This is a genomic window from Streptomyces sp. NPDC029164, from assembly GCF_055563995.1.
The window spans coordinates 1-23,213 of the sequence record NZ_JBVHWW010000050.1 but is presented as its reverse complement, the minus strand read 5'-3'; the positions used below and the strand labels follow the sequence as shown (position 1 = coordinate 23,213).

At 73.0% G+C, this 23,213-nt stretch carries 16 protein-coding genes; 5 read left to right on the top strand and 11 right to left on the bottom strand.

All coding sequences use genetic code 11. The annotated features are described in order from the left end of the window. The first annotated feature begins 105 nt into the window (after window positions 1–105). Together ACZ4VT_RS34015 and ACZ4VT_RS34010 are read left to right on the top strand one after the other, a co-directional pair. The gene (locus tag ACZ4VT_RS34015) at window positions 106–1,407 is read left to right on the top strand and encodes a PspC domain-containing protein (RefSeq protein WP_467955258.1); all 1,302 of its coding nucleotides are present in this window, start codon (window positions 106–108) and stop codon (window positions 1,405–1,407) included. After that, window positions 1,394–1,618: a hypothetical protein gene (locus ACZ4VT_RS34010; protein ID WP_467955257.1), complete on the top strand. Its 225-nt coding sequence runs from the start codon at window positions 1,394–1,396 to the stop codon at window positions 1,616–1,618. The genes ACZ4VT_RS34015 and ACZ4VT_RS34010 overlap by 14 nt, the downstream gene beginning before the upstream one ends. Here ACZ4VT_RS34010 and ACZ4VT_RS34005 read toward each other — a convergent pair. From ACZ4VT_RS34005 to guaA, 4 genes are all read right to left on the bottom strand, one after another. Then, window positions 1,564–2,079, bottom strand: a complete 516-nt coding sequence (locus tag ACZ4VT_RS34005; RefSeq protein WP_351293403.1) for a DoxX family membrane protein — start codon at window positions 2,077–2,079, stop codon at window positions 1,564–1,566. The two genes, ACZ4VT_RS34010 and ACZ4VT_RS34005, sit on opposite strands and share 55 nt — an antisense overlap. An 18-nt stretch (window positions 2,080–2,097) precedes the next feature. After that, on the bottom strand, window positions 2,098–3,354 hold the full coding sequence (locus ACZ4VT_RS34000; protein ID WP_467955256.1) for a hypothetical protein: 1,257 nt from the start codon (window positions 3,352–3,354) through the stop codon (window positions 2,098–2,100). A gap of 102 nt (window positions 3,355–3,456) precedes the next feature. Beyond that, the gene (locus tag ACZ4VT_RS33995) at window positions 3,457–4,230 is read right to left on the bottom strand and encodes a class II aldolase/adducin family protein (RefSeq protein WP_467955255.1); all 774 of its coding nucleotides are present in this window, start codon (window positions 4,228–4,230) and stop codon (window positions 3,457–3,459) included. 147 nt (window positions 4,231–4,377) lie between these two features. Next, complete coding sequence (guaA, locus tag ACZ4VT_RS33990; RefSeq protein WP_467955254.1) at window positions 4,378–5,964, bottom strand: glutamine-hydrolyzing GMP synthase; 1,587 nt, start codon at window positions 5,962–5,964, stop codon at window positions 4,378–4,380. Between the two features lie 299 nt (window positions 5,965–6,263). Here guaA and ACZ4VT_RS33985 point away from each other — a divergent pair, with 299 nt between their 5' ends. Beyond that, window positions 6,264–6,527 (top strand): chorismate mutase, encoded by a 264-nt coding sequence (locus tag ACZ4VT_RS33985; RefSeq protein WP_467955253.1) that lies wholly within the window; start codon window positions 6,264–6,266, stop codon window positions 6,525–6,527. Window positions 6,528–6,784: 257 nt separating this feature from the next. Here the strand turns inward: ACZ4VT_RS33985 and ACZ4VT_RS33980 are convergent, their stop codons facing one another. The 7 genes from ACZ4VT_RS33980 to ACZ4VT_RS33950 all read right to left on the bottom strand — a co-directional run bounded on the left by ACZ4VT_RS33980 (window position 6,785) and on the right by ACZ4VT_RS33950 (window position 21,027). Then, window positions 6,785–8,428, bottom strand: a complete 1,644-nt coding sequence (locus ACZ4VT_RS33980; RefSeq protein WP_467955252.1) for an LPXTG cell wall anchor domain-containing protein — start codon at window positions 8,426–8,428, stop codon at window positions 6,785–6,787. Window positions 8,429–8,594: 166 nt separating this feature from the next. Then, entirely contained in the window at window positions 8,595–10,400 is a 1,806-nt protein-coding gene (locus tag ACZ4VT_RS33975) for a GMC oxidoreductase (protein WP_467955251.1), read from the bottom strand. 9 nt (window positions 10,401–10,409) lie between these two features. After that, window positions 10,410–12,038, bottom strand: coding sequence for a succinic semialdehyde dehydrogenase (locus ACZ4VT_RS33970; protein ID WP_362800635.1), 1,629 nt, complete (start codon window positions 12,036–12,038; stop codon window positions 10,410–10,412). A gap of 93 nt (window positions 12,039–12,131) precedes the next feature. Beyond that, window positions 12,132–13,799 carry a serine/threonine-protein kinase gene (locus tag ACZ4VT_RS33965; RefSeq protein ID WP_467955250.1) on the bottom strand — a complete coding sequence of 556 codons (1,668 nt, stop codon included), beginning with the start codon at window positions 13,797–13,799 and terminating at the stop codon, window positions 12,132–12,134. Between the two features lie 125 nt (window positions 13,800–13,924). Next, window positions 13,925–16,525, bottom strand: a complete 2,601-nt coding sequence (locus tag ACZ4VT_RS33960; RefSeq protein WP_467955249.1) for a protein kinase — start codon at window positions 16,523–16,525, stop codon at window positions 13,925–13,927. Window positions 16,526–16,603: 78 nt separating this feature from the next. Further along, a complete protein-coding gene (locus ACZ4VT_RS33955) occupies window positions 16,604–18,934 on the bottom strand; it encodes a serine/threonine-protein kinase (protein WP_467955248.1) in 2,331 nt (776 codons plus the stop codon). Between the two features lie 386 nt (window positions 18,935–19,320). Further along, a complete protein-coding gene (locus tag ACZ4VT_RS33950; RefSeq protein WP_467955247.1) occupies window positions 19,321–21,027 on the bottom strand; it encodes a glycerol-3-phosphate dehydrogenase/oxidase in 1,707 nt (568 codons plus the stop codon). Between the two features lie 230 nt (window positions 21,028–21,257). Here ACZ4VT_RS33950 and ACZ4VT_RS33945 point away from each other — a divergent pair, with 230 nt between their 5' ends. Both ACZ4VT_RS33945 and ACZ4VT_RS33940 read left to right on the top strand, forming a co-directional pair. Continuing rightward, window positions 21,258–22,487, top strand: coding sequence for a nucleotide sugar dehydrogenase (locus ACZ4VT_RS33945; RefSeq protein WP_467955246.1), 1,230 nt, complete (start codon window positions 21,258–21,260; stop codon window positions 22,485–22,487). Window positions 22,488–22,606: 119 nt separating this feature from the next. Next, a complete protein-coding gene (locus tag ACZ4VT_RS33940; RefSeq protein ID WP_467955245.1) occupies window positions 22,607–23,080 on the top strand; it encodes a hypothetical protein in 474 nt (157 codons plus the stop codon). Window positions 23,081–23,213 lie beyond the last annotated feature (133 nt).

Sequence of the window (23,213 nt, the reverse complement as noted above, 5' to 3'; positions counted from 1 at the left end):
CGGCCCGGCATCAGGGCATCCCCCCACTTCTGTACGGGGGATATCAGGGTTGCGCCAGGGTAGGGCCCGGTGCCGCACGCCACCGCGGCCCGTCACCATGGACCCATGACCGAAGTACACGAAGCCCCGGCGGCGGCTGCCGGGGGTCCACCGGCAGCCGACGTCCGGCCGCCCCTGCGCCGCAGCAAGCGCGACAAGGTCCTCGCGGGCGTGTGCGGCGGCCTGGGCCGGTACTTCGACCTGGACCCGGTGATCTTCCGCATCGTCCTCGGTGTCCTCGCGGTCACCGGCGGCGTCGGCCTGATCTTCTACGGCTTCGCGTGGCTGCTGCTCCCCCAGGAGGGCGAGGAGGACAGCGAGGCGAAGAAGCTGCTGACCGGCCGGGTCGAAGGCGCCACGCTGGCCGCGGTGTTCGCCGCCCTGGTGGGCTGCGCGCTGTTCCTGTCGATGCTGGACAACGGCGGGCTGGCGGTCTTCTCGGTGCTGGCCGCCCTCGCCCTCGGCGGGGCGGCGTACTGGTCGCAGCGGCACCGGCACACCGTCCCGCCGAAGGCGGAGGACGCGGCGGGCCACCGCCCGCCGACGCCCGAGACCCAGGCCCCGCCGACGCCCGGCGGGCCGTCGTGGTGGCGGGACCCGCTCGTCAAGGACGGCACCACCGGCCCCGTCGGGTCGACCGGCTACCTGTGGGGACCGGACGACGACGCCGTCGCCGGCGTACCGGGCCCGGTCGCCGCGGCGGCTCCCCAGACCGTCCCGGCGGCGCCCCGCCCGCGTGGCGGGATCGGCGGCCGGGTGTTCGTACTGGCCCTGCTGGCCGGGCTCGTCTCCACCGCCTCGGTGTGGGAGGGCAGCACCCTCGGCCACGCCCTGCAGGTCGGGCTCGCCGGCGCGCTGGCCGTCTTCGGCCTGGGCCTCGCCGTCAGCTCGGTCAAGGGCCGCACCGGCTTCGGCACCATCCTGCTCGCGGTCGTCACCGCCGGGCTCCTCGCCGTGGCCTCGGCGCTGCCGAGCGAGATCGGCACCGACTGGCGGCGGACCGAATGGCGGCCCGCCGCGGTGGCCGACGTACGGCCCTCGTACCGGGCGGGCACCGGGCTCGCCGTCCTGGACCTGAGCCGCCTGGACGTGCCGAAGGGCACGACCGTCCCGGTGCGCGCCTCCCTCGACGCGGGGCAGCTCAAGGTGATCCTGCCGCGCGAGGTGACGGCCGAGGCCGACGTCTCGGTCCGGCTGGGCGACATCCACATGCCCGGGGAGACGAGCCGGGACGTACGGATCCGCAGCGGTGGCGAACACCAGCGGGCGACGCTGCCGCCCGCCGCCGGCACCGAAGCCGGGGGAACGATCGAGCTGCACCTGAACACGGGTGTCGGACAGGTGGAGGTGGCCCGTGCGGCGTCATGAGTTCCAGCCCGGACGGCTCCTCGCGGGGCTGGTCCTCATCGCCGCGGGCGTGCTGTACCTCCTCGACGCGGGCGGCGAGGCCGATCTGCCGTGGTTCCTCGTCGTCCCGATGACCTTGGGCGGTCTCTCGTTCGCCGCCCTGGTCGGGATGGTGACCTACGCCGTACGCCGGGACAGGCGCGAGCGGATCACGGAGTCCAGGGACAGGTAGGGGGCCCCGGCGAGGATCAGCGGGATCCAGGCCATCAGGTAGACGAGGTCGTTGCCGTAGTAGTACGGGGTCACCGCCCACGACACCGTGAGCCACAGGCTGAGCGCGATCAGCGCTCCGCCGAGGGCCGCGACTCGGGTCAGCAGTCCGACCAGGGTCCCGAGGCCCACCAGGATCTCCCCGATGGCCAGGGCCACGGCGAAGCCAACGGGAGAGTTCAGCGACAGGTCCACCAGGGCGGGGACGGCGGAGGTGTCGCGCACCCCGCGCATCAGATCGCCGATGGATCCGTCACCGCTGGCGGAGAGGAACGCGGAGTCGGTCAGTTTGTCCAGCCCCGCGTAGACGAAGGTCACGCCCAGGAAGATCCGCAGGGGCAGCAGCGCGTGCCGGGACGCCAGCTCGCGCAGGCCCACCGTGTCACGAGGGGCTTCGGCTTCAAGAACATCGGTTCGGGTCACGGAACATGTGTACCCCGATCACTCGGCAACGTCGACGGTGCAGCGGTTGGATTCCACTCCTGCGGCCGTGACCACCTGAATCTCGATGCGGCCAGGTTCCACTTCCGCCGGGACCGGCACCGTCAGCACGGTGTCGGAGGGGTTGGTGAACCCGCCCGGCACCGGGACCAGCGGCACGTGCACGTGCACCGCCCCGATCCGCACCACCAGCCGGGCCAGCATCTCCGGCGTCTGTGCCCCGGGCGGCACGAAGCCCACGCCCCGGATCTCGATGTCGTCCCCGGGGCGGACGGCCGCGTCCAGATCCCCGGGCTCCCGTCTGCGCACCACCGACAGCACGAGCGGGCGGGTGCCCTCCGCGTACTTCGCCGCCAGGTACACCGCCGCCGACAGCGCCACCAGCAGGGCCAGCGCCCAGGGCAGCTGCGGCAGCCGGTCCGGGAAGCGGGCCAGCGAAGCCGCCGCGTAGACCAGCACCACCGTCGAGACGAGCACGTACTGCGCGTCCGGGAAGCTCCCGCGGCCCGCGTCGTCCGTCAGCAGGTCCACTCCGCGCGGCCGGTCCGCCGGCAGCTTCTGCAGCCGCTGGCCCATGATCCGTACGGACACCACCCGGCGTACGAGCACCGCCACCCCCGAGGTCAGCGACACCACCGCCAGCAGCGGCAGCGCCCGGTCCAGCGCGAGGCCCGCGTACAGCGCCTGCCGCTCGGGCCCCGGCGCCGAAGCGGCCAGCCGCAGCGCGGGCAGCAGCGTGGCGAACGCCGTCAGCACCACCCAGGCGGTGGGCACCGTCTTGGACGTGGAGAGCCGGTTGTCCTCACCGACCAGCGGGGCCAGCAGCCCGCCGCGCACCGACTGGGCGCGGGCGGCGACCGTGAGCAGCCCGGCCAGCACCACGGCCGCCAGCAGCCCGGCGGTGCGCGCCGTGGACCAGCCGGTGCCGAGCGCGGCGGCGACCTGGACCACCAGCAGCACCCCCGCGGCGATCCACACGGCGAGGACGGCCCGCCGCGAGAACAGGTACAGCCAGGAGTTCCCGGCCTCCCGGCCCCGGTCGGCGACGGTACGGGCCGACAGGGTCAGCTCGTCGGAGACCCACTGGCGGGAGGCGCCGAGCGAGTGGGCCACGGCGGCGGGCACGCCCAGCCCGGAGGCGAACTCGTCGCGCTTCTCCAAGAACGCGGCGACCGCGCGGCGGTGGCCCTCACGTGCGCACTCCTCGCAGGTGCAGGCCGTGGTATGGATACCTCTGGACATCTCTTGGACAGCCACGAACGTGCCGCCTCTCTGAACTACGGTGCGATGCCAGCGAATTGTGCACCACTGCGGCAGTGCTCCGGATTGCGCACGATGTCAGAGCAGGTGATTAACGGTTCATGATGTTGACGCCACCGGCGTGTCCCCCTCGCGGAGCAGCGGCTGACAGCTCACCCACGCGGCCAGATCGGACCCGAACCGCCCCCGGGTGGCGACCGCGGCCCGGTGGTCGATGAGCACCGGCTTCCCGGCCGCCCGCGCGATCAGCTGCACCTGCGCGGCCCGCTCCGCCGCGATGAACCACCACGTGGCCGCGTCCACCGAGTCCCCGACCGTCAGCAGCCCCCGGTTGCGCAGGATCAGCGCCTTGTACGGGCCCAGCGCGAGCGCGATCCGGCCGGCCGACTCGGCCCCCGCGTACTCGTCCAGCAGCGCGTGGTCCTCGTAGAACGCACAGGCCTCCTCGGTGATCGGGGCCAGCAGCTCGCCCAGCGCCGCGAGGGCGCGGCCGTACGGGGCCTGCGCGCGGACCACGGACACCACCTCGGGGCGCTCCCGGTGGACCGCCGCGTGCACGGCGAAGGCCAGTTCGTTGACCCGGCGCTCCCCGCGGACCACCCGCCCGTCCCCGTCCACCAGCAGCAGGTCGCCGGCGGTGAGCGCGGCGAAGGGCTGCCCGAACGGGTTCACCCAGTAGCAGTCCTCGAACTCCGGATCCCGCGCGGTGATCTGCCCGGCCACCCCGTCCTCGTACCCCAGCCGGCCCAGCAGCCGCAGCGCCCCGGCGAGCCGCTCCTTGCGGTGGGCGCGCGCCCCCTCGACGGTGGCGTGCACGGGCGGCATCTCGAAACCGAGCCGCTCCACGGGCACGGGTACCGGCCGGTCCGGCATGGGGCCCTCCTTACGTTCGCCTGGGTTCGCCTACGGTCGCCTTCGGGTCGCGGCGCAAAGTACCGGCGCCCCCGCGAAGTGGCCATACATATGACGAAGCCGCCGCTCCGGAGGGAGCGGCGGCTTCGGTTCAGGCGGTGGTGGGGACTACTCCCACTCGATGGTGCCCGGGGGCTTGCTCGTGCAGTCGAGGACCACCCGGTTCACCTCCGGCACCTCGTTGGTGATGCGGGTGGAGATCCGCGCGAGGACCTCGTACGGCATGCGCGTCCAGTCCGCGGTCATCGCGTCCTCGGAGGACACGGGGCGCAGCACGATCGGGTGGCCGTAGGTGCGGCCGTCGCCTTGGACGCCGACGCTGCGGACGTCCGCGAGCAGCACGACCGGGCACTGCCAGATCTCGCGGTCCAGGCCGGCCGCGGTGAGCTCGTGGCGGGCGATGGCGTCGGCCTCGCGCAGCAGGTCCAGGCGCTCCTTGGTGACCTCGCCGACGATGCGGATGCCGAGGCCGGGGCCCGGGAAGGGCTGGCGCTGGACGATCTCGTCCGGCAGGCCGAGCTCCTGGCCGACCATCCGGACCTCGTCCTTGAACAGCTGGCGCAGCGGCTCGACGAGCTCGAACTCGATGTCGTCGGGGAGCCCGCCGACGTTGTGGTGGGACTTGATGTTCGCGGTGCCGGTGCCGCCGCCGGACTCGACCACGTCCGGGTACAGGGTGCCCTGGACGAGGAAGGCGACCGCGGGGCCCTCCTCCTGGAGGATCTCCAGCTGTGCCTGCTCGAAGACGCGGATGAACTCGCGGCCGATGATCTTGCGCTTGGTCTCCGGGTCGGAGACGCCGGCGAGCGCGTTCAGGAAGCGTTCCTGCGCGTCGACGACCTTCAGCTGCACACCGGTGGCGGCGACGAAGTCCTTCTCGACCTGCTCGGTCTCGCCCTTGCGCATCAGACCGTGGTCGACGTACACGCAGGTGAGCTGCTTGCCGATGGCCTTCTGCACGAGGGCCGCGGCGACCGCCGAGTCCACGCCGCCGGAGAGGCCGCAGATGGCGCGCTTGTCGCCGACCTGCTCGCGGATGGCCGCGACCTGCTCCTCGACGATGTTGCCGGTGGTCCAGGTGGGGGCGAGGCCGGCGCCGCGGTAGAGGAAGTGCTCCAGGATCTGCTGGCCGTGCGTGGAGTGCATCACCTCGGGGTGGTACTGCACGCCGTACAGCTTCTTCTCGTCGTTCTCGAAGGCCGCGACCGGGACGACGTTCGTCGACGCGGTGACGTGGAAGCCCTCGGGGGCGCCGGAGCAGGCGTCGCCGTGGGACATCCACACCGACTGGTTCTCGGGGGTGCCCTCGAAGAGGGTGGAGCCGGCCTTGGAGACGGCCAGCGGGGTGCGGCCGTACTCACGGGCACCGGTGTTGTCGACCTGGCCGCCGAGGGTGACCGCCATCAGCTGGAAGCCGTAGCACATGCCGAAGACGGGGACACCGGCCTCGAAGATCGCGCGGTCGAGCTGCGGGGCGCCCTCCTCGTACACGGAGGACGGGCCGCCGGAGAGGATGATCGCCTTGGGATTCTTGGCCAGCATCTCGTCGACGGGCATCGAGCTCGGCACGATCTCGCTGTAGACCCGTGCCTCGCGGACGCGGCGGGCGATGAGCTGGGCGTACTGGGCGCCGAAGTCGACGACGAGAACCGTGTCCGGGGCGCTGTCGTGGGCGGCGGAGGGTGCTTCTGGCACGGGGCGGCCTTCCGGCGGAAGAGGTGGCTGTTTTGTCGATTCTAACGGGGGACGTCAGCCCCTCTTCGTCTCACCATCCGAATCGGGTTGGCGTGGAGCGGGACGGAAGGGCAATAATCCGTTCCATGCGCAAGCAGCTGAGCTTCCTCTTTACCTATGGCACCGGCCGGTCCGGTCGCCATGGGTCCTCGTGATGCTCGCTTGAGCCGCTGACTTCCCAGAGCGCCCCGGTCCGACAGGACCGGGGCGCTCTGGCGTTTCTCCGGACCTGCGGGCCCCACCCGACAGGAGAGAAGACCATGACCACGATCGCCACCACCCCCGAGCAGCTGATCGCCGATTCCCGGACGCGCATCGACGCCATCGACGACCGGATCATCGGGCTGATCCAGGAGCGGATGGCCGTCTCGACGGTCATCCAGGACGCCCGGATCGCGTCGGGCGGACGCCGGGTGCACCTGACCCGCGAGATGGAGGTGCTCTCGCATTGGAGCGATGCTCTCGGAAAGCCCGGCACCGCCCTCGCCATGACCCTGCTGGAGCTCTGCCGGGGCCGCGTGTGACGGCTGTTCGTCACCCGTCCGGGCCGTGACCGCCCCCAGGGCGCTTCGTTGGTGAGGATGACCGCGGCAGCCAGCCGTGGAACCGCATCACCACGCGTGGCTCCGCCGGAGCGATGAGACGTACGCCCCGTGGAGCGTGCGTCGTGGGACCTCGCTCCTTCGCGTGACCGGACGGCAGGGGACAGCAGCCCGGTCACCCCTTGGAGGACGGCCGGCCCTGGGGACGCCCCGGGCCGGCCGTTCTTCTTCGTACGCGGTTACGCGCGCCCGGCGGCCTTGCGCCGGAACGCCAGGACCAGTGCGCCGCCCGCGGCCACCAGCGCCGCGCCGCCGAAGGCGACCGTCTCGGCCGAGGTGCCGGTGGAGGCCAGGTTGCCGTTCGCCTTCGCGCCGGTGCCGCTGCCCGGGGCAGCCGAAGCGCTCGCGGTCGCGGTCGGGGTGGCCGAGGCGCTCGGGGTCGCCGAGGCCGTGGGCGTCGGGCTCGGCGAGGCACCGCCGCCCTTCGCGTTGATCACGAGGGTCGCCTTGTTGTTGGCGTGGTTCGGGTCCCACCGCTGGGGCTGGGTGCCGCCCGGCGTCCACTGGCCGACCGAGACGGAGCCCTTGGCGTCCTCGACGACCGTCTCGATCTTCAGCTCGAACGGGTAGGCGAAGTTCTCCTTCTCCCCCACGACGTGACCGGTGGAGCAGAAGTAGCGGGGCGCGCCCAGGGTCTGCTCGCGGTGGGTGCCGTCGGCGTTGACCCCCTGGCAGCGCTCCGGCACCTTGGTGACCCTCGCGCCCGCCGGGATCACGATGTCCGTGCGGGCGACGTCCTCACCGGAACGCAGGTGGGCCACCCACGCCGGGCCGTTGTTGCGGAAGCCGAACTCGGCCCGCACCGTCTCGCCGGCCTTGCCCTTGAGGGACACGGGCGTGGCCACGAGGTCGGCGGTGTTGCGCGTCGCGAAGTCGAACTCCTGGAAGTTGTTCCAGGGGTCGAGGTCCACCACCTGCGCGGAGGCCTTGGGCGCCCGCTCCTTCAGGGTCAGCTGCTTGCCGGCGGCCGGCTTGCGGAGCTTGTCGGCCTTCGGCTGGTCGCCGTTCGCGTACACCGCGTAGGTCACCGCGTCGACGAAGGCGTGCGGAGCGGCCTTGAGGGTCAGCGCGCCCTCGACCCCGTAGACCTTGCCCGGCAGGTACTCGCCTTCGAGCAGGCACTGCGCCGTGGTCCAGCCCGTGTTCCACGGCCGGTCCCTGCCCGTGTCCTCGGAGTAGGAGCAGTTGTCGTACCGCTCCACCAGGCCGATGCCGTGCGTGGTGCGCACTTCGAGCACCACGCCCCGGACGGGCTCCGTGCCCTTGTTGGCGAAGATGACCGGCAGGTCCTGCTTGTCGCCCGGCTTCTGCTCCGCCTTGAGCGCGGCGGGCTCCAGCACCAGGTCGGGGCCGCCGACCCGGACCTTGGTGGTGGCGGCCTTGAAGGTGGCCCCCTCGGCCTTGCCGGTCAGCGTGAGGTCCGCGGTCGCGCCGACCGTGCTGTCCTTGGCCGCGCTGAGCTTCAGGTCCACGACGGTGGAGTCGCCCGTCCACAGCGCCCAGCGCTTGCAGGTGACGGCCGTGGCGGTGAGCGTGCAGTCCGTGCTCTGGTGCTCGGCGAGCGTGACGTCGGCGACGCCCTTGAGCGGGGTCAGGTCGATCGTGAAGGTGCTCTGGCGGTCGAAGGTCTTGTCGGTGGTGTTGAGGACCCGGAACCCGACCGAGGTCTTCTGCGGCTGGCCGCCGGCGCCGGGGTGGGGGCGCAGGCCGGTCTCGGCCGGGCCGGCCAGCCGGAATTCGGGGTCCGCGGCGTGTGCGGGAGTGGTGGCCAGCGCCACGGCCGCGAGGCCGCAGACAGCCAGCAAGGAGATGCGCTTTCTCATGCAGCCGTTGACTGACGAAGATCAGTCGCAGTTGCACACTTCACTGTGTGATCGACGCCACAGACCGGCCTGACAGATTCCGGTACAACCATCAAGGCTGAACATCTGTCACCTATGTACCGCGGCGGGTACCGCGCTCGGAGGGGGAGCGCGGTACCCGCCGCTGTCATGACCGGCGCGGCGGGATCTCGGGAACCGCCAGGAACGGCAGGCGCAGCGCGCCGAAGGCCTCCTTCGGGACCGCCGGACGGGCCGGCTCCACCGCCTCCAGGCGGACGTACGCCGCCCCTTGTCCGGGCCGCGGATCCTGCTCGCCCTTGTTCGGCCAGTACGACATCGCCCGTTCCGCTTGTGCCGTGATCGTCAGCGACGGATTGACCCCGAGGTTCGCCGAGACGGCCGAGCCGTCCACCACCGAGATGCCCGGGTGCCCGTAGAGCCGGTGGTACGGATCCACCACGCCCTCCTGCGCCGACGCCCCGATCGGGCAGCCGCCGAGGAAGTGCGCGGTCAGCGGGGTCCCCATCAGCTCGCCGATGTTGCTGCCCGGGAAGCCGTTGATCTCCTCGGCCAGCAGGGTCGCGGCCTGGGTGGCCTCCGCGATCTGCACCGGGTTGGGGGCGCCGTGGCCCTGGCGGGCGGTGAGCAGGCCCTTCCCGATCCCGCCCGGCTTGCGGTACGTGGTCAGGGAGTTGTCCAGGGACTGCATGACCAGGCCGATGATGGTCCGCTCCGACCATCGCCGGTTGGACAGCGAACGGGCCAGCTGCACGGGGTGCTTCGCGGTCCGGGCCAGCCAGGCGCGGACCCGGTGCCTGCTGTGGGGGACCTGGAGGATGGTCATGAACCCCATGGCGTTGGAGCCCTTGCCGTAGCGGACCGGCTCGATGTGGGTGTCGGCGTTGGGGTGCACGGAGGAGGTGATCGCCACGCCCCGGGTGAAGTCGGCCCGCCGCGCCTTGCCGGGGCCGTCGCCGTGCCGTCTGCGGTAGCGGCGGTCGTCGGTCTGCGCGCCGACCAGGCCCTCGGAGTTGGTCCGGGTCAGTTCCCCGAGCCGCTCGGACAGGCGCGGGAGCTCCCCGCGGTCCTTCATCGTGTGCAGCAGGGTCTGCGTGCCGTACGTGCCCGCCGCGACGACCACGTACCGGGCGCGGAGCACCTTGGCCTTCCCGCGGCGGCGGCCGTCGGTGGGGACCGTGCGGACGCGGTAGCCGCCCTCGGGGTGGTCGGCCAGGGCGGTGACGGTCGTCATGGGGTGGATGACGGCGCCGGCGCGCTCGGCGAGGTGCAGGTAGTTCTCGTTGAGGGTGTTCTTCGCGCCGTGCCGGCAGCCGGTCATGCACTCGCCGCATTCGGTGCAGGCCTTGCGGGCCGGGCCGGCGCCGCCGAAGTACGGGTCGGGGACCTCCTGGCCGGGACGGGCCTTCGTGTGCCCCTCGGCGTCGTCACCGTCTCCGAAGAAGACGCCGACCGGGGCCATGTGGAAGGAGTCGGCCACGCCCATCTGCTCGGCGGCGGCCTTGAGGTGGACGTCGGAGGGGGTCATGGTCGGGTTGAGGCGCACCCCGAGCATCCGCTGGGCCTGGTCGTAGTACGGGGCGAGTTCGTCGCGCCAGTCGGTGATGGACGCCCACTGCCGGTCCTCGAAGAAGGCGGTGGGCGGCACGTAGAGGGTGTTGGCGTAGTTGAGCGAGCCGCCGCCCACGCCGGCGCCCGCGAGGACCATGACGTTGCCGAGCAGGTGGATCCGCTGGATCCCGTACAGCCCGAGGGCCGGGGCCCACAGGTAGTTCCGCAGGTCCCAGCTGTTCTTCGGCAGGCTCTCGCGGGTGAAGCGGCGCCCTGCCTCCAGGACGCCGACCCGGTAGCCCTTCTCGGTCAGGCGCAGGGCCGAGACCGAGCCGCCGAAGCCCGATCCGATGACGATGACGTCGTAGTCGTATGCGGCGTCGGATGCGTCGTCGTGCGACACGGATACCCCTTAGCGCAGTCGGAGGGCCTTCATGATCTTGAGGCTGCGGGTCATGAACGCCGCGTACTTCTCGTCGTCCATGCCCAGCGAGGGCGCCATGGGGAGCAGCCGCTGGTGGGCGACGGTCTGGGCCTCGGTGTACTTGAGGATGCCCTCGGAGCCGTGGCGGCGGCCGAGGCCGGAGTCCTTCATGCCGCCCATGGGCGCCTGGGCGCTGCCGTAGGCGGGGGCGTAGCCCTCGTTGATGTTGACGGTGCCGGTGCGCAGGCGGGCGGCGACGGAGTGGCCGCGGCGGGCATCCTTGGTCCAGACGCTGGAGTTCAGGCCGTAGGCGGTGGCGTTGGCCTCGGCGATGGCCTGGTCCTCGTCGGTGAAGCGGTAGATCGAGACGACCGGGCCGAAGGTCTCCTCGCCGCAGACCGCCATCGGCGCCTCGACGCCGTCGAGGATGGTGGGCTCGTAGAAGAGCGGGCCGATGTCGGGGCGGGCGGTGCCGCCGGCCACGAGGGTGGCGCCCTTGGCGACGGCCTCGTCCACGTGCCGCTGTACGGTCTCCAGCTGGCGCTCGCCGACCAGGGAGCCCATGTCGGCGCCGTAGGCCAGCGAGCTGCCGAGCCGCATGGCCTTGGTGCGGGCGGCGAACCGCTCGACGAACGCGTCGGCGATCGAGGCGTGGACGTAGAGCCGCTCGATGGAGATGCAGAGCTGGCCGGCGGAGGAGAAGCAGGCGCGGACGGCGCCCGCGGCGGCCTTCTCCACGTCGGCGTCGTGCAGGACGAGCATGGCGTTCTTCCCGCCGAGTTCGAGGGAGACCCCGACGAGGCGGTCGGCCGCGCCCCGGGCGACCTCGCGGCCGGTGCGGGTGGAGCCGGTGAAGGAGACGTAGTCGGCGTGCCGGACCACCTCGGGGCCGACGACCGGGCCCTCGCCGAGGACGATCTGGAAGACCTCGGCGGGCAGCCCGGCCTCGATGAGCAGGTCGCGGGCCCACAGGGCGGTCAGGGCGGTCTCGGTGTCGGGCTTCATGACGAGGGCGTTGCCCGCCACGAAGGCGGGCAGGGCGTCGCCGACCGACAGCTCCAGGGGGTAGTTCCAGGGGGCGATCTGGCCGACGACCCCGCGGGGCTGGCGCAGCTCGGTGACCTTGGTGAGGGTGGGCATGGCGCCCGTGTGGCCCTTGGGGCGCAGGTACCCGGGGGCCTTGCGGCCGTAGTGGCGGGCCGAGACGGCGACCGCCTGGACCTCCTCGTGGGCGTGCAGGCGGGCCTTGCCGGTCTCCAGCTGGATCAGGTCGAGGACCTCGGCCTGCCGGTCCAGGACCAGGTCGTGGAAGCGCAGGAGCACGGCCGCCCGCTTGGCGACGGGGACGGCCGCCCAGGCGGGCTGGGCGGCGCGGGCCCGCTCGAAGGCCTCGGCCACGTCCTCGGGGGTGGCCTCGGGGAGTTCCGCCAGCCGGTCCCCGGTGAAGGGGGTGTGGTTGGCGGTGCGCCCGGAGCCGAGCACTCCGCGGGTCAGCCGGGCGACCAGGTCGGGGGTCACCACGTCGGCGGCGGTGCGGGCACCGGCCGGGGCCGGGGCGACCGGGTTGGTGGGTTCCGGTGCGGTGCGGAGGGGGGCCGGGGCCTGCGAGTCCGTCATGCCGGTGAGCGTATTGCGCCGGACAGCCTTTGGGTACCCGCCGGTAACCGGATTTTGTCATTTCCGCCAGTGATCGCTGGCAGGATGACGGAATCAGGGCTTCGCGGCGGGCGGCTCCCAGCCGCTGAGCACGATGTCGAACTGCTGCTCGGTCGTGGCCCAGTCGGTGACCGGGCTCGACATGTAGATGGCGTACTCCGTGCCGTCCGGGGCGACGTACATCTGCTCCTTGGCCCTGCGCGGACCCGGGTGGTTCTGCTTCTCCGTCCAGCTGAAGTCCCAGAGCGCCGCCCGGGTGCTGTCCCGGAAGGTGTTCTGGTTCAGCCGCACCTTCTTGTAGTCGGTCCGCTTCGCCACCTGCTTCTCCAGGTCGAGCAGGTGCGCGTACGGGTCCTGGTAGTCCGGGGTGGAGTCGGCGGCGATCCGGATGAAGTGCTTCCCGTCGTCCGGGGTGTAGTCGATCTGGTCGCCGTTGGCCTTGCGCGTCCAGCCCTCCGGGACGAACAGGGTGAAGCCGACGAGGGGGTCGGTGACCTTGTTGTAGCCGGCCGGCGGGGCCGCCGCCTGCGGCTTGCCGTTCCCGTCCTTCACCTCGGGGGCGCTGACGTTCTTGTCCGCTCCCCCGCCGTTCCCGGAGTCACCGGTGTACTTGAGCACCCCGAACACACCGCCGCCGCCGAGCAGCGCCGCCACCAGGGCGATGCCCGCGGCCCGCTTGAGCCAGCCGTTCCCCGGATCCTCGGGTGCGGGTACCGGCGCGGTCTCGGCGGGTTCCGGCAGCGGGGCCGTCTGCGAGGTCGTCTGCGGGGCCGGGTGCCCGCGCTCCGCCGGCGCGGCAGGCGCGGCCTGCCCGGCGAACGGTTCCTGCACCGGGGCCAGTTCGTCCTGGGTCACCGCGCGCGTCGGCACGTACGCCTGCGCCGCCTTCGGCGCCCGGCCCTCCATCGCCTCCAGCAGCATCCGCTCGGCCTCGTCGGCCGTGGGCCGCTGCACCGGGTCCTTGCGCAGCAGGGCCGTGATCACCGGCCCCAGGGCCCCGGCCTGGCGCAGCGCCGGCGGCTCGTCGTTCACCACGGCCTGCAGGCTGGAGATGGGCGACGTACGGCGGAACGGCGAGCGGGCCTCCACCGCCGTGTAGAGGGTGGCGCCCAGCGACCACAGGTCGGAGGACGGGTCGGGGATCCCACCGGTGACCCGCTCGGGAGCCAGGTAGTCGATGGAGCCGACGATCTCACCGGTCCGCGTGATCGAGGAGTCGCCCTCGATCGCCGCGATCCCGAAGTCCGTGAGCAGCACCCGGCCGTCCTTGGCCAGCAGCACGTTGCCCGGCTTCACGTCCCGGTGCAGTACACCGACCGCGTGCGCGGCGCGCAGCGCGCCCAGCACGTGCAGCCCGATCCGGGCCGCCTCGCGGGGCTCGATCCGCCCGGCCGCCTTGGCCGCCTCCGCGAGGGAGGGGCCGTCGATGTACTCCATGACGATCCACGGCCGGTCGTCGTGCTCCAGCACGTCGTGGACGACGACCACCGCCGGATGCTGGATCCGGGCCGCGGCCCGGGCCTCCTTCTGCGTCCGGGCGTGCATGACGTCGCGGTCCGCCTGGGCGACGTACAGACCCGCCGTCAGTTCCTTGACCGCGACGGTCCTGTGGAGCAGCTCGTCATGCGCGCGCCACACTTTGCCCATGCCGCCCCGGCCGATCGGCTCGACGAGCCGGTACCGGCCCGCCAGCACGGCGCCCCCACCTGTCTGCTGTTCCACGAAATCCCGCCGCTCTCTGCACTTCAGGCCAGATTACGGAGCCCACGGGGGCTGCCGGAACCGCCCGGCCGCCGAAAGACGGCACTGTGACGCAATCGCCGTACTGATCCGTCGTCAGTATCCGCTCATCCGCCCGACTTGTAACTCGCCGTGGCCTTTTCGAAGACCTCGGTGACCTTGGACTGCTCGTCCTCCGGTCCCGTGACCAGGACGACGTGATAGCTGCCGCCCAGCGCGACGACGAAGTTGCGGGCGAAGACGTTGCGGCCGGTCCCGTCGATCCACGTGTACCGGCCCGTGGCCTGGAGCTGCTGACCCACCTTGGTGGTCTTGACGTCCCCGACGGTCGACCAGGTGGACGTCCGGTACGGGGTCAGCTCCGGCTCCTTGTCCTTCTGGTATGCCGCCGGGTCGGGATTGCCCTGGACCTTGTCCCGGCCGGGGACCACCGTCAGCACGAACGGCCCGTTCGTGTACCGCACCTGCCCCGCCTCGTTGATCCCGCGCCGCTCCCATCCCTCGGGGACGGCGATCTCGAAGTGCTCCGGGTCCTGCTGCGTGGTGTAGCCGGGCGGGGCGGAAGCGGGGGCGGCCGATGACGAGGCGGGCGCGGTGGTCTGCGGCGCGGGCTTGGACTCGGGCGTACCGGTGGGCACCTGCGAGGGGCTCGGCTTCGACGACGGCCGCGCGGTGCTCCCCCGGGCGTCGCCCTGTGGCTCCGGAGCGCCGGAGCGGGGCATGAACAGCATCGCGTACGCCACGGCACCGGCCAGCAGGACGAGGATCCCGACGAGCAGGGTCCGGCCGAGGGCGCGCGGCTTGCGGGCGGCCGCGGGATTGCGGTGCCTCCCGTGGACCTCGCCGCGACGGCGTACGACGGGCAGCCGCGCGGGATCCGGCTCCGGCATCGGGAGCACCCCGAACCCGGCGTCCGGCTCGGGGGCGGACCGTACGAGCGAGCGCAGCCAGCCGCGGAGCTCCTCGAAGTCGGGCCGCTCGGTCGGGTCCTGACGCAGCAGCGACTCCACGACCGGGCGCAGCGCCCCGCACTCCTCGGCGAAGGCGGGCGGTTCGGCGCAGACCATGTCGACGAGCTCGGCGACGCTGTCCTCGGGGTACGGGGCGTGGCCCTGCACCGCGCGGTACAGCAGGGCGCCGAGCGCCCAGAGGTCGGTGGCGGGCCCGACGGGTGGCGCCAGCTGCCAGTGTCCGAGGACGGGACCGGCCTGTTCGGGAGCCCAGCGCTCGGTGACGGCGCCGACGACGGCCATGCGCGTCTGGCGCGCCCGCTCGGCGTCCAGCCCGGTGCGGGGCCCGGCCCAGCCGCCCGCGGCGGGGGCGAGACCGGGACCGGCACCGGCACCGGGACGGTCCGGCTGCGGATGGTCCGGGTCCGCGGGCGCTGCGGCCGGCGCGGGAGCCCGGGCCGGCCGGTCCGGGGCTTCGGCCTGGTGGTAGCCCTGCGGCAGGGCGAGTTGGGCGGGCAGCGCGGGCGGCGGCGCCGGGGCTTCGGCCCGGCGGTGCGCCTCCGGGCCGGGCCCGGGCTGCGGTCCTGCCGGGGGCTCCTGCCCCGCCGGGGCCTGCCGGACCGGCTCCGGCGACTCCCGTGGCTGCGGCAGATTCTGCGGGTCCGGCTCCTGCGGGGCCGGCAGCGCCGGGCGGTTGCGGGGGGTCGCGCCGTGCCAGGGGGCGGGTGCGGCCGCCTCCGGGCCGCCGTACGGGTACGAGTACCCCTGCGGGAGGGTCGACCCGTGCGGCCGCTGCTCCGGCACGACGATGGGATCGGCCTGGCGCTGCTCGCCGGCCTTGGCCGCGGCGGCCCGCGCCCCGGCCCGGTAGGCGGCGATGGCCCCGGCCCGTGCGGCGGCCTGGAGGTCGGGGCGGTCCTGCGGTCGGCCGGGGGTGATGTGATCGGTGTACCGGGGCCCGGTGTCGTACCCGGGAGCCACGAGCGGGGCGTACCCGGCGGAGGCTTCGGGGGCGGGCCCGGGCGCGGGGGCGGGGGGCGCGGGCGCGGGCATCGGGGTCGTCGCGGCCGTCGGGGTCGTCGGGGCCGGAGCCGAGGGAGTGGCGGGCCCCGGTCCCGGAGCCGGATTCGGGGCGGGGGCGGGAGCCGTACCCCAGCCCCCTCCGCCGCCGGCGTCGGCGGCGCTCGGGACGGGGTCGTAGCCGCACAGGGCCTCCTCCGCCGCGCCGGCCGCCAGGCCCGTCAGCACGACCCGGCCGTCGTCGCACACCAGCACGGTCCGGACGGTGATGTTCCGGTGCGTCCAGCCGTGCGCGTGCAGCACCCGCAGCGCGGTCAGGACGTCCGACGCCACCTCAGCCGCCCTGTAGGGGCTGAGCGGTTCATCGGCTATCAGCGCGGCCAGCGGCCTGGCCGGGACGAGTTCGCTCACTATCCACAGCGACTCGCCCTCGGCGAACACGTCGAAGACCTGGTCCAGCCGGGGATGGTCCGGAATCGCGGCCGCCGCCTGCGCCGCCTCGATGGCACGCCGTACGGCCGGCAGATCGGCGGGCGAGCGGCGCGCCGACGACGGGACGGGCCGCGGCCCGTCCAGCAGCTCGGCGTCCACGACCTCCGGCAACGGCACCTGCCGGACCAGGACTTCCTGCCCGCTGCGCGTGTCGAAGGCCCGCGTCTCGACCAGCTCGTACTCGTCGGACGGCGGCAGCGGCAGACGGTAACGGCCGGCCAGGATCCGGCCCGCGTACTCCTCCACATCGCCTCCCCCGAGTGCGGCGGGCCCCCCATGGCCCCGCTGACACGATACGTCGCCGGGGGCGCCCGCGTCCCAGGGTCAGCCGAGCGGCTGGAAGGTCTCGAAAGCGGTGTTGCGCATCTGGGTGCACTCGGCGCCGTCCCACTGGTCGGCGGCGCAGCTGATCATGATGGCGTAGCCGTGCGTCGCGTCCAGCTTGAAGCCGCGGTTGAGCACCCGGACCTTCATCCCCTTCTGCTCCCGCTCGAACTCCCAGTCCGCGACGGTCGGATAGCCCCGGTAGTCCACCAGGTCGATCCGGAGCTGCCGGTATCCCTTGCTGCTGCCGGCCACACCGGCGACCGCGTTGGTCCAGGCGAGGCGCGCGTCGTCGCCCGGCTTGTTGGTGTAGTCGACCTGGATCCGCGGGAAACCGCCGCTTTCGCGGGCGTATATGCCGCCGGAGTTGTCGCCCGCTATGTCTATCTGCTTGAAGCCCTCGGGCATCGCCATCGAGAAATGGAACCCGAAGTCCTGCACCAGGGCGTATCCCGCCGGGAGCGCGGCGCCGCCGGCGCCGCCGGAAGTGGCGCCCTGGCCCGCGCTGCCACCCTGTCCCGCGCTGGCGGCCGGGGACTGCTGGCCCTGGCCGGGCTCGCCGCCCGTACCGGTGGTGGTGCCGGTGCCGGCACCGGCTGTGGCACCGGTGCCCGCACTGCTGTCGCCGGCCGAATCGCCGGTGTTCCCCGAGGGCTTCGGGGAAGCCTGCTTGTTGGGGGTGGAGGCGCTCGGCTGCCCGCCCTTGCCCTCGTTCTTGCCGCCCGTGTCGTCACCGCTCATGGCGTAGGCGATCAGCGAGCCGACCACCGCCAGCACCACGACCACGGCGGCTACCGCGAGCGCGATGGTGCGCCGGGGCATGACGTCGGTGAGCGGCGCCGCGACGGGGGACGGCTTGGCCTTCGGCGGCTCCGCGGCCGAGACGGCCGTCGTGGCCGCCGCGACGGTGGCGGCCTTGCGGGCCGACTTCAGTGCGGCGCGGGCGCGTTCGCGCTGCTCGCGCTCGCGGCGTTCGCCTTCCTTCTTCGCCGCCTTCTCGGCCGCCTTCTCGGCCGCCTTCTCCGCGGCGGCCTTCTCCGCGGCCGCCTTGGCGTCCGCGAGCGATATCTGCCGGGTCTCCTCGGCGGCGGCCGGGGCGGCCACGGGGGCCGGCACCGGCTCGGGCGCGTTGATCACGGCGGTGAGCAGGGCCCGTGCCCGGGCGTCGTCGAGCCGCAGCGCGGGGTCCTTGACCAGCAGGCCGTAGATGACCTCGGCCAGCGGGCCGGCGTTCTTCGGCGGGTCCACGGGCTCGGTCATCACCGCGGTGAGGGTGGCGAGCGCGGACCCCTTGTCGTACGGGGGTACTCCCTCGACGGAGGCGTACAGCAGGCCGCCCAGCGACCACATGTCGGCGGGCGGGCCGGGCTTCTGGCCGCGGGCACGCTCGGGGGAGATGTAGGAGGGGGCACCGACGAGCATGCCGGTGGAGGTGACGGAGGGGTCGCCCTCGACCTGCGCGATGCCGAAGTCGGTGAGGACGACACGGCCGTTGCCGGCGATGAGCACGTTGGAGGGTTTGACGTCGCGGTGCAGGATGCCCTGGCCGTGCGCGGCGCGCAGCACGTCGAGCACGGCGAGGCCGACCTCGGCGGCGCGACGGGGCGTCAGCGGACCGTTCTCCCGTACGAACTCGGCGAGCGAGGGGCCCTCGATGAGCTCCATGACGATCCACGGCCGGCCGTCCTCGTCCACGACGTCGTAGACGGTGACGGCGCCGCCGCTGCGGATCCGGGCAATGGCCTTGGCCTCGCGGAGGGTACGGGTGATGAGGCGGCGCTTCTCGTCCTCGTCGACCCCGGTGCTGAAGCGGAGCTCCTTGACGGCGACCGTGCGGCCCAGGGTCTCGTCCTGGGCCCGCCAGACGGTACCCATCCCGCCCTTGCCGAGCACGGCACCCAGCCGGTAGCGCCCGGCCAGCAGACGCCCCTCGTCCTGCCCGTCCCCGGCCGCCTTCGCCGCCGCGGCCTTGACGGCGGCCGCCATGGCATCCGCCTTCTCGACGACGGGATTGACCCCTTCGCCCGCCTTGGCGGGCGCGGCCTTCCCCAACCCCGGCTTCGCAGCCGGGGCCCCGGCAGCCACGGGCTTCACGTCTTCGGGCTCGGCCGCGGCCGGCTTCGCGTCCTCAGGCTCGGGCGCGGCCTTCGCCGCAGGCGCGGCCTTGCTCAGCTTCGGCTTCGCGGCCGCCGGCTGGTCGCCCTCGGCCTTGCTCAACGCGGGCTTCGCGTCCTCCGGCTCGGCCTTCGCCGCAGCCGCGCCCCCGGCCTCCGCCTTCTCACTGCCCGGCTTGGCCGCCTCGGCAGGTACGCCGGAAGGCTCGGCCTTCACAGCGTCAGGCTCCGCCGCCGGCACCCCGGCAGCATCAGGCCCCGCCGCAGGCGACCCGGCAGCATCAGGCTTCGCCGCAGGCGACTCGGCAGGCGTCCCGGCCTTCCCCCTGCCAGGCTTCGCCACAGGCGCCCCGGAAGGCACGCGGCCAGCCGAAGACTTCGCACTGTCAGGCGCCGCCGCAGGCGACCCCGCAGGTGACTCGGTGTGCTCCGGCTTCGACATGCGTCCCCTCTGCGATCCTGCCACTGCTCCGCCTGCCCCGGCGGCTGAGCGACCCGGCGGCCGGGGCCCGCGGTAACCCGCCCCGGCAGAACCCTCATTGTTCCTCACTCCGCAACGGACGGGCCCCCCGGGTCCGCGGTTCCCCTTCCGGCATTCCGGAGTTACAACGGAACGATGTCGGGCGCCCCCAGCCGCGCCGCGTCCGCCGTCTGGTCGTCCGGCTGGCGCTGCGACTCCCGCTCCGCCTGCACCCGCTTCTCGTAGTGTTCCACTTCCTTCTCGATCTGCTGCTCGTCCCAGCCCAGCACCGGAGCCATCAACTCCGCGCACTCCCGCGCCGACCGCGTCCCCCGGTCGAAGGTCTCGATCGAGATCCGCGTCCGCCGCGTCAGCACGTCGTCCAGGTGCCGCGCCCCCTCGTGCGAGGCCGCGTACACGATCTCGGCCCGCAGGTAGTCCTCCGCCCCGGTCACCGGCTCGCGCAGTCCCGGATCGGCGGTCATCAGGTCCAGCAGTTCCTCCGTCAGCGAGCCGAACCGGTTCAACAGGTGTTCCACCCGCGCCACGTGAAGCCCCGTCCGGGCCGCCATCCTGGCCCGCCCGTTCCACAGCGCCCGGTACCCCTCCGCCCCCACCAGCGGCACGTCCTCCGTCACGCACTCCGCCACCCGCTGGTCCAGCCCGTGCACGGCCTCGTCGACGGCGTCCTTCGCCATCACCCGGTACGTCGTGTACTTGCCGCCCGCCACCACCACCAGCCCCGGCACCGGGTGCGCCACCGTGTGCTCGCGCGAGAGCTTGCTCGTCGCGTCCGACTCCCCGGCCAGCAGCGGCCGCAGGCCCGCGTACACGCCCTGGACGTCATCGCGTGTCAGCGGCACGGCCAGCACCGAGTTCACGTGCTCCAGCAGGTAGTCGATGTCCGCGCTGGACGCCGCCGGGTGGGCCTTGTCCAGGTCCCAGTCGGTGTCCGTGGTCCCCACGATCCAGTGCCGCCCCCACGGGATGACGAACAGCACCGACTTCTCGGTCCGCAGGATCAGCCCGGTGCTGGAATGGATCCGGTCCTTCGGCACGACCAGGTGGATGCCCTTCGAGGCCCGTACGTGGAACTGCCCGCGCTCCCCGATCAGCGCCTGGGTGTCGTCCGTCCACACCCCCGTCGCGTTGACCACCTGCTTCGCGCGGATGGCGTACTGACCGCCGCCCTCCACGTCCCGCACTTGCGCGCCGACCACCCGTTCGCCCTCGCGCAGGAAGCCGATCACCCTCGCCCGGTTGGCGCAGTGCGCGCCGTACGCCGTGGCCGTGCGCACCAGGGTGGTGACGTACCGCGCGTCGTCCATCTGGGCGTCGTAGTACTGCAGGGCCCCCACCAGCGCGTCCTTGCGCAGCGCCGGAGCCACCCGCAGGGCGCGCTTGCGCGACAGGTGCCGGTGCACGGGCAGGCCGCGCCCGTGCCCGCTGGAGACCGACATCGCGTCGTACAGCGCGACGCCCGAGCCGGCGTACAGCCGCTCCCAGCCCTTGTGCTGCAAGGGGTACAGGAAGGGCACCGGCTTCACCAGGTGGGGGGCGAGCCGCTCCAGCAGCAGGCCGCGCTCCTTGAGCGCCTCCCGTACCAGGGCGAAGTCGAGCATCTCCAGGTACCGCAGGCCGCCGTGGATCAGCTTGCTGGACCGGCTGGAGGTGCCCGACGCCCAGTCCCGCGCCTCCACCAGGCCGGTCGACAGGCCCCGGGTGACCGCGTCGAGGGCGGTGCCGGCGCCCACCACGCCCGCGCCCACCACCAGCACGTCCAGTTCGCGCTCGGCCATCAGGGCCAGGGCCTCGGCCCGCTGCGCCGGCCCCAGTGTCGCTGTCCTCACGGCTGCCTCCCGTTGGTGCGGGTGAGATCCCGCTCACATGCCCCCGTTTCATGATTCTGACCGCCCGCACCCACATCAGCCACCGCCTGTGGACAACACAACGATGACCTTCACCCCGGAATGCGACATATCTGTCATATATACGCCTAGTCTGACATTGCGCCAGCTCCCCTGCCCCCTGGAGAACTTGCGCGGCAGCCCCCTCATGTCAGGGAAGGGACGGCACCCCCATGCCCGCAGATCTCGCCGTCATCGGACTCGGCCATCTCGGCCTCCCACTCGCCCAGGCGGCCGTAGCCGCCGGGATCGAGACGGTCGGCTACGACAGCGGTCCGGTCACGGACTCCACCCTCACCGCCGCCGAGATCCGCCGCATGTCGGCGGCCGGCTTCCGGGTGACCACCAACCCCGCCGAGCTCGGCCGGGTCCGCACGGCAGTCATCTGTGCCCCCACCCAGCTCGGCGCCGACCGCGCACTGGACCTCTCCGCCATCGGCGAGGCCGGCCACGCGCTCGCCGCGCGGCTGCGCCCGCACACCACCGTGATCCTCGAATCCGCCGTCCACCCGGGCGTCACCGAGGACTGCCTGCGCCCGATCCTCGAAGCGGGCTCGGGCCTGCGGGCCGGCCGGGACTTCCACCTGGCCTACTCCCCCAGCCGCCACGACCCCGGCAACCGGACCCACGGCATCGCCAACACCCCCAAGGTGATCGGCGGCCTCACCCCCGCCTGCACCGAGTCCGCGCACGCCTTCTACGCCCGTCTCACCGAGAAGGTGGTCCGCGCCCGCGGGCTGCGCGAGGCCGAGACCGTCCAGCTCCTCGAAACGAACTACCGGCACGTCAACATCGCCCTCATGAACGAGATGGCGGTCCTCTGCCACGACCTGGGCGTCGACCTGTGGGACGTCATCCGCTGCGCCGAGACCAAGCCGTACGGGTTCCAGGCCTTCCGCCCCGGCCCCGGGGTCGGCGGCCACGGCGTCCCCCTCGACCCGAACTACCTCCCCCACACCACCCGCACCCCCGGCCACCCCCTGCGCATGGTCGGCCTGGCCCAGGAGATCAACAACCGGATGCCGCAGTACGTCATCCAGCGCTCGGCCACCCTGCTGAACGAGCACGGCAAGTCGGCCCGCGGCGCCCGCGTCCTGCTCCTGGGCGTCACCTACAAGCCCGACCTCGCCGACCAGGAGGGCTCCCCGGCCCGCGAGATCGCCAGCCGCCTGCTCGACCTGGGGGCGCTGATCAGCTACCACGACCCGTACATCACGGGCTGGCGGGTCCGGGACCAGCCGGTCCCCCGCGCCGAATCGTTGTACGAGGCGGCGGCCAACGCCGACCTGACGATCCTGCTCCAGCACCACCGCACCTACGACCTGCAAGGTCTCGCCGTGAAGGCACAGTTGCTGCTGGACACGCGCGGCGCCAGCCCGGTCGGCGCGGCCCACCGCCTCTGACCGCCGGGAAATCCTCCCTGTGAATGTCCGACGGGACTGCTAGCCTGCGGCGTCACTTATCTCGCACATACGTCCCCAGGACACGTGTGCCCCACGAATCCCTGGGGGGGATTTCCCGCATGAGCCAGAACTTCACGCCGCCCGCGCCCGACTCCTTCAGCCCGGCGCCCGCCCCCGCCCCGGCCCGCACCGGCAACTTCGGTCTCGGCATCGTCGCGGCCGTCGTCGCGGCCCTCGTCGCGGCGGGCGCGTACGGCGGCATCATGAACGCCATCGACCGCGAGATCGGCTACGCCGCGATCGGCGTCGGCTTCCTCGTCGGTCTCGCCGCCGGCAAGGTGGGCGGCCGCAACGCGATCCTGCCCGGGATCGCCGCGGTGCTCTCCATCGGCGCCGTCTACCTCGGCCAGGTCTTCTTCATCGCGCTGGCGATCGCCGACTACGGCAACGTCGGCGTGGGCGAGGTCCTCAGCGAGGTCGGCGTCGGCGGCCTGAACGACCTGTGGAAGGAGAGCGCGGACTTCATGTCCTTCGTCTTCCTCGGGCTCGGCGGCTTCGCCGCCTTCGGCGCGGCCAAGAAGGTCGGCGACTGACCGGGCCACACCGCGTACGCCGGAGGGGGGGGGGGGGGCCGAGGGGGGGGGGGGGGGGGAGGTGGGGGGGGGGGGGGAGGGGGGGGGGGGGGGGGGGGGGGGGGGGGGGGGGGAGGAGGGGGGGGGGGGGGGG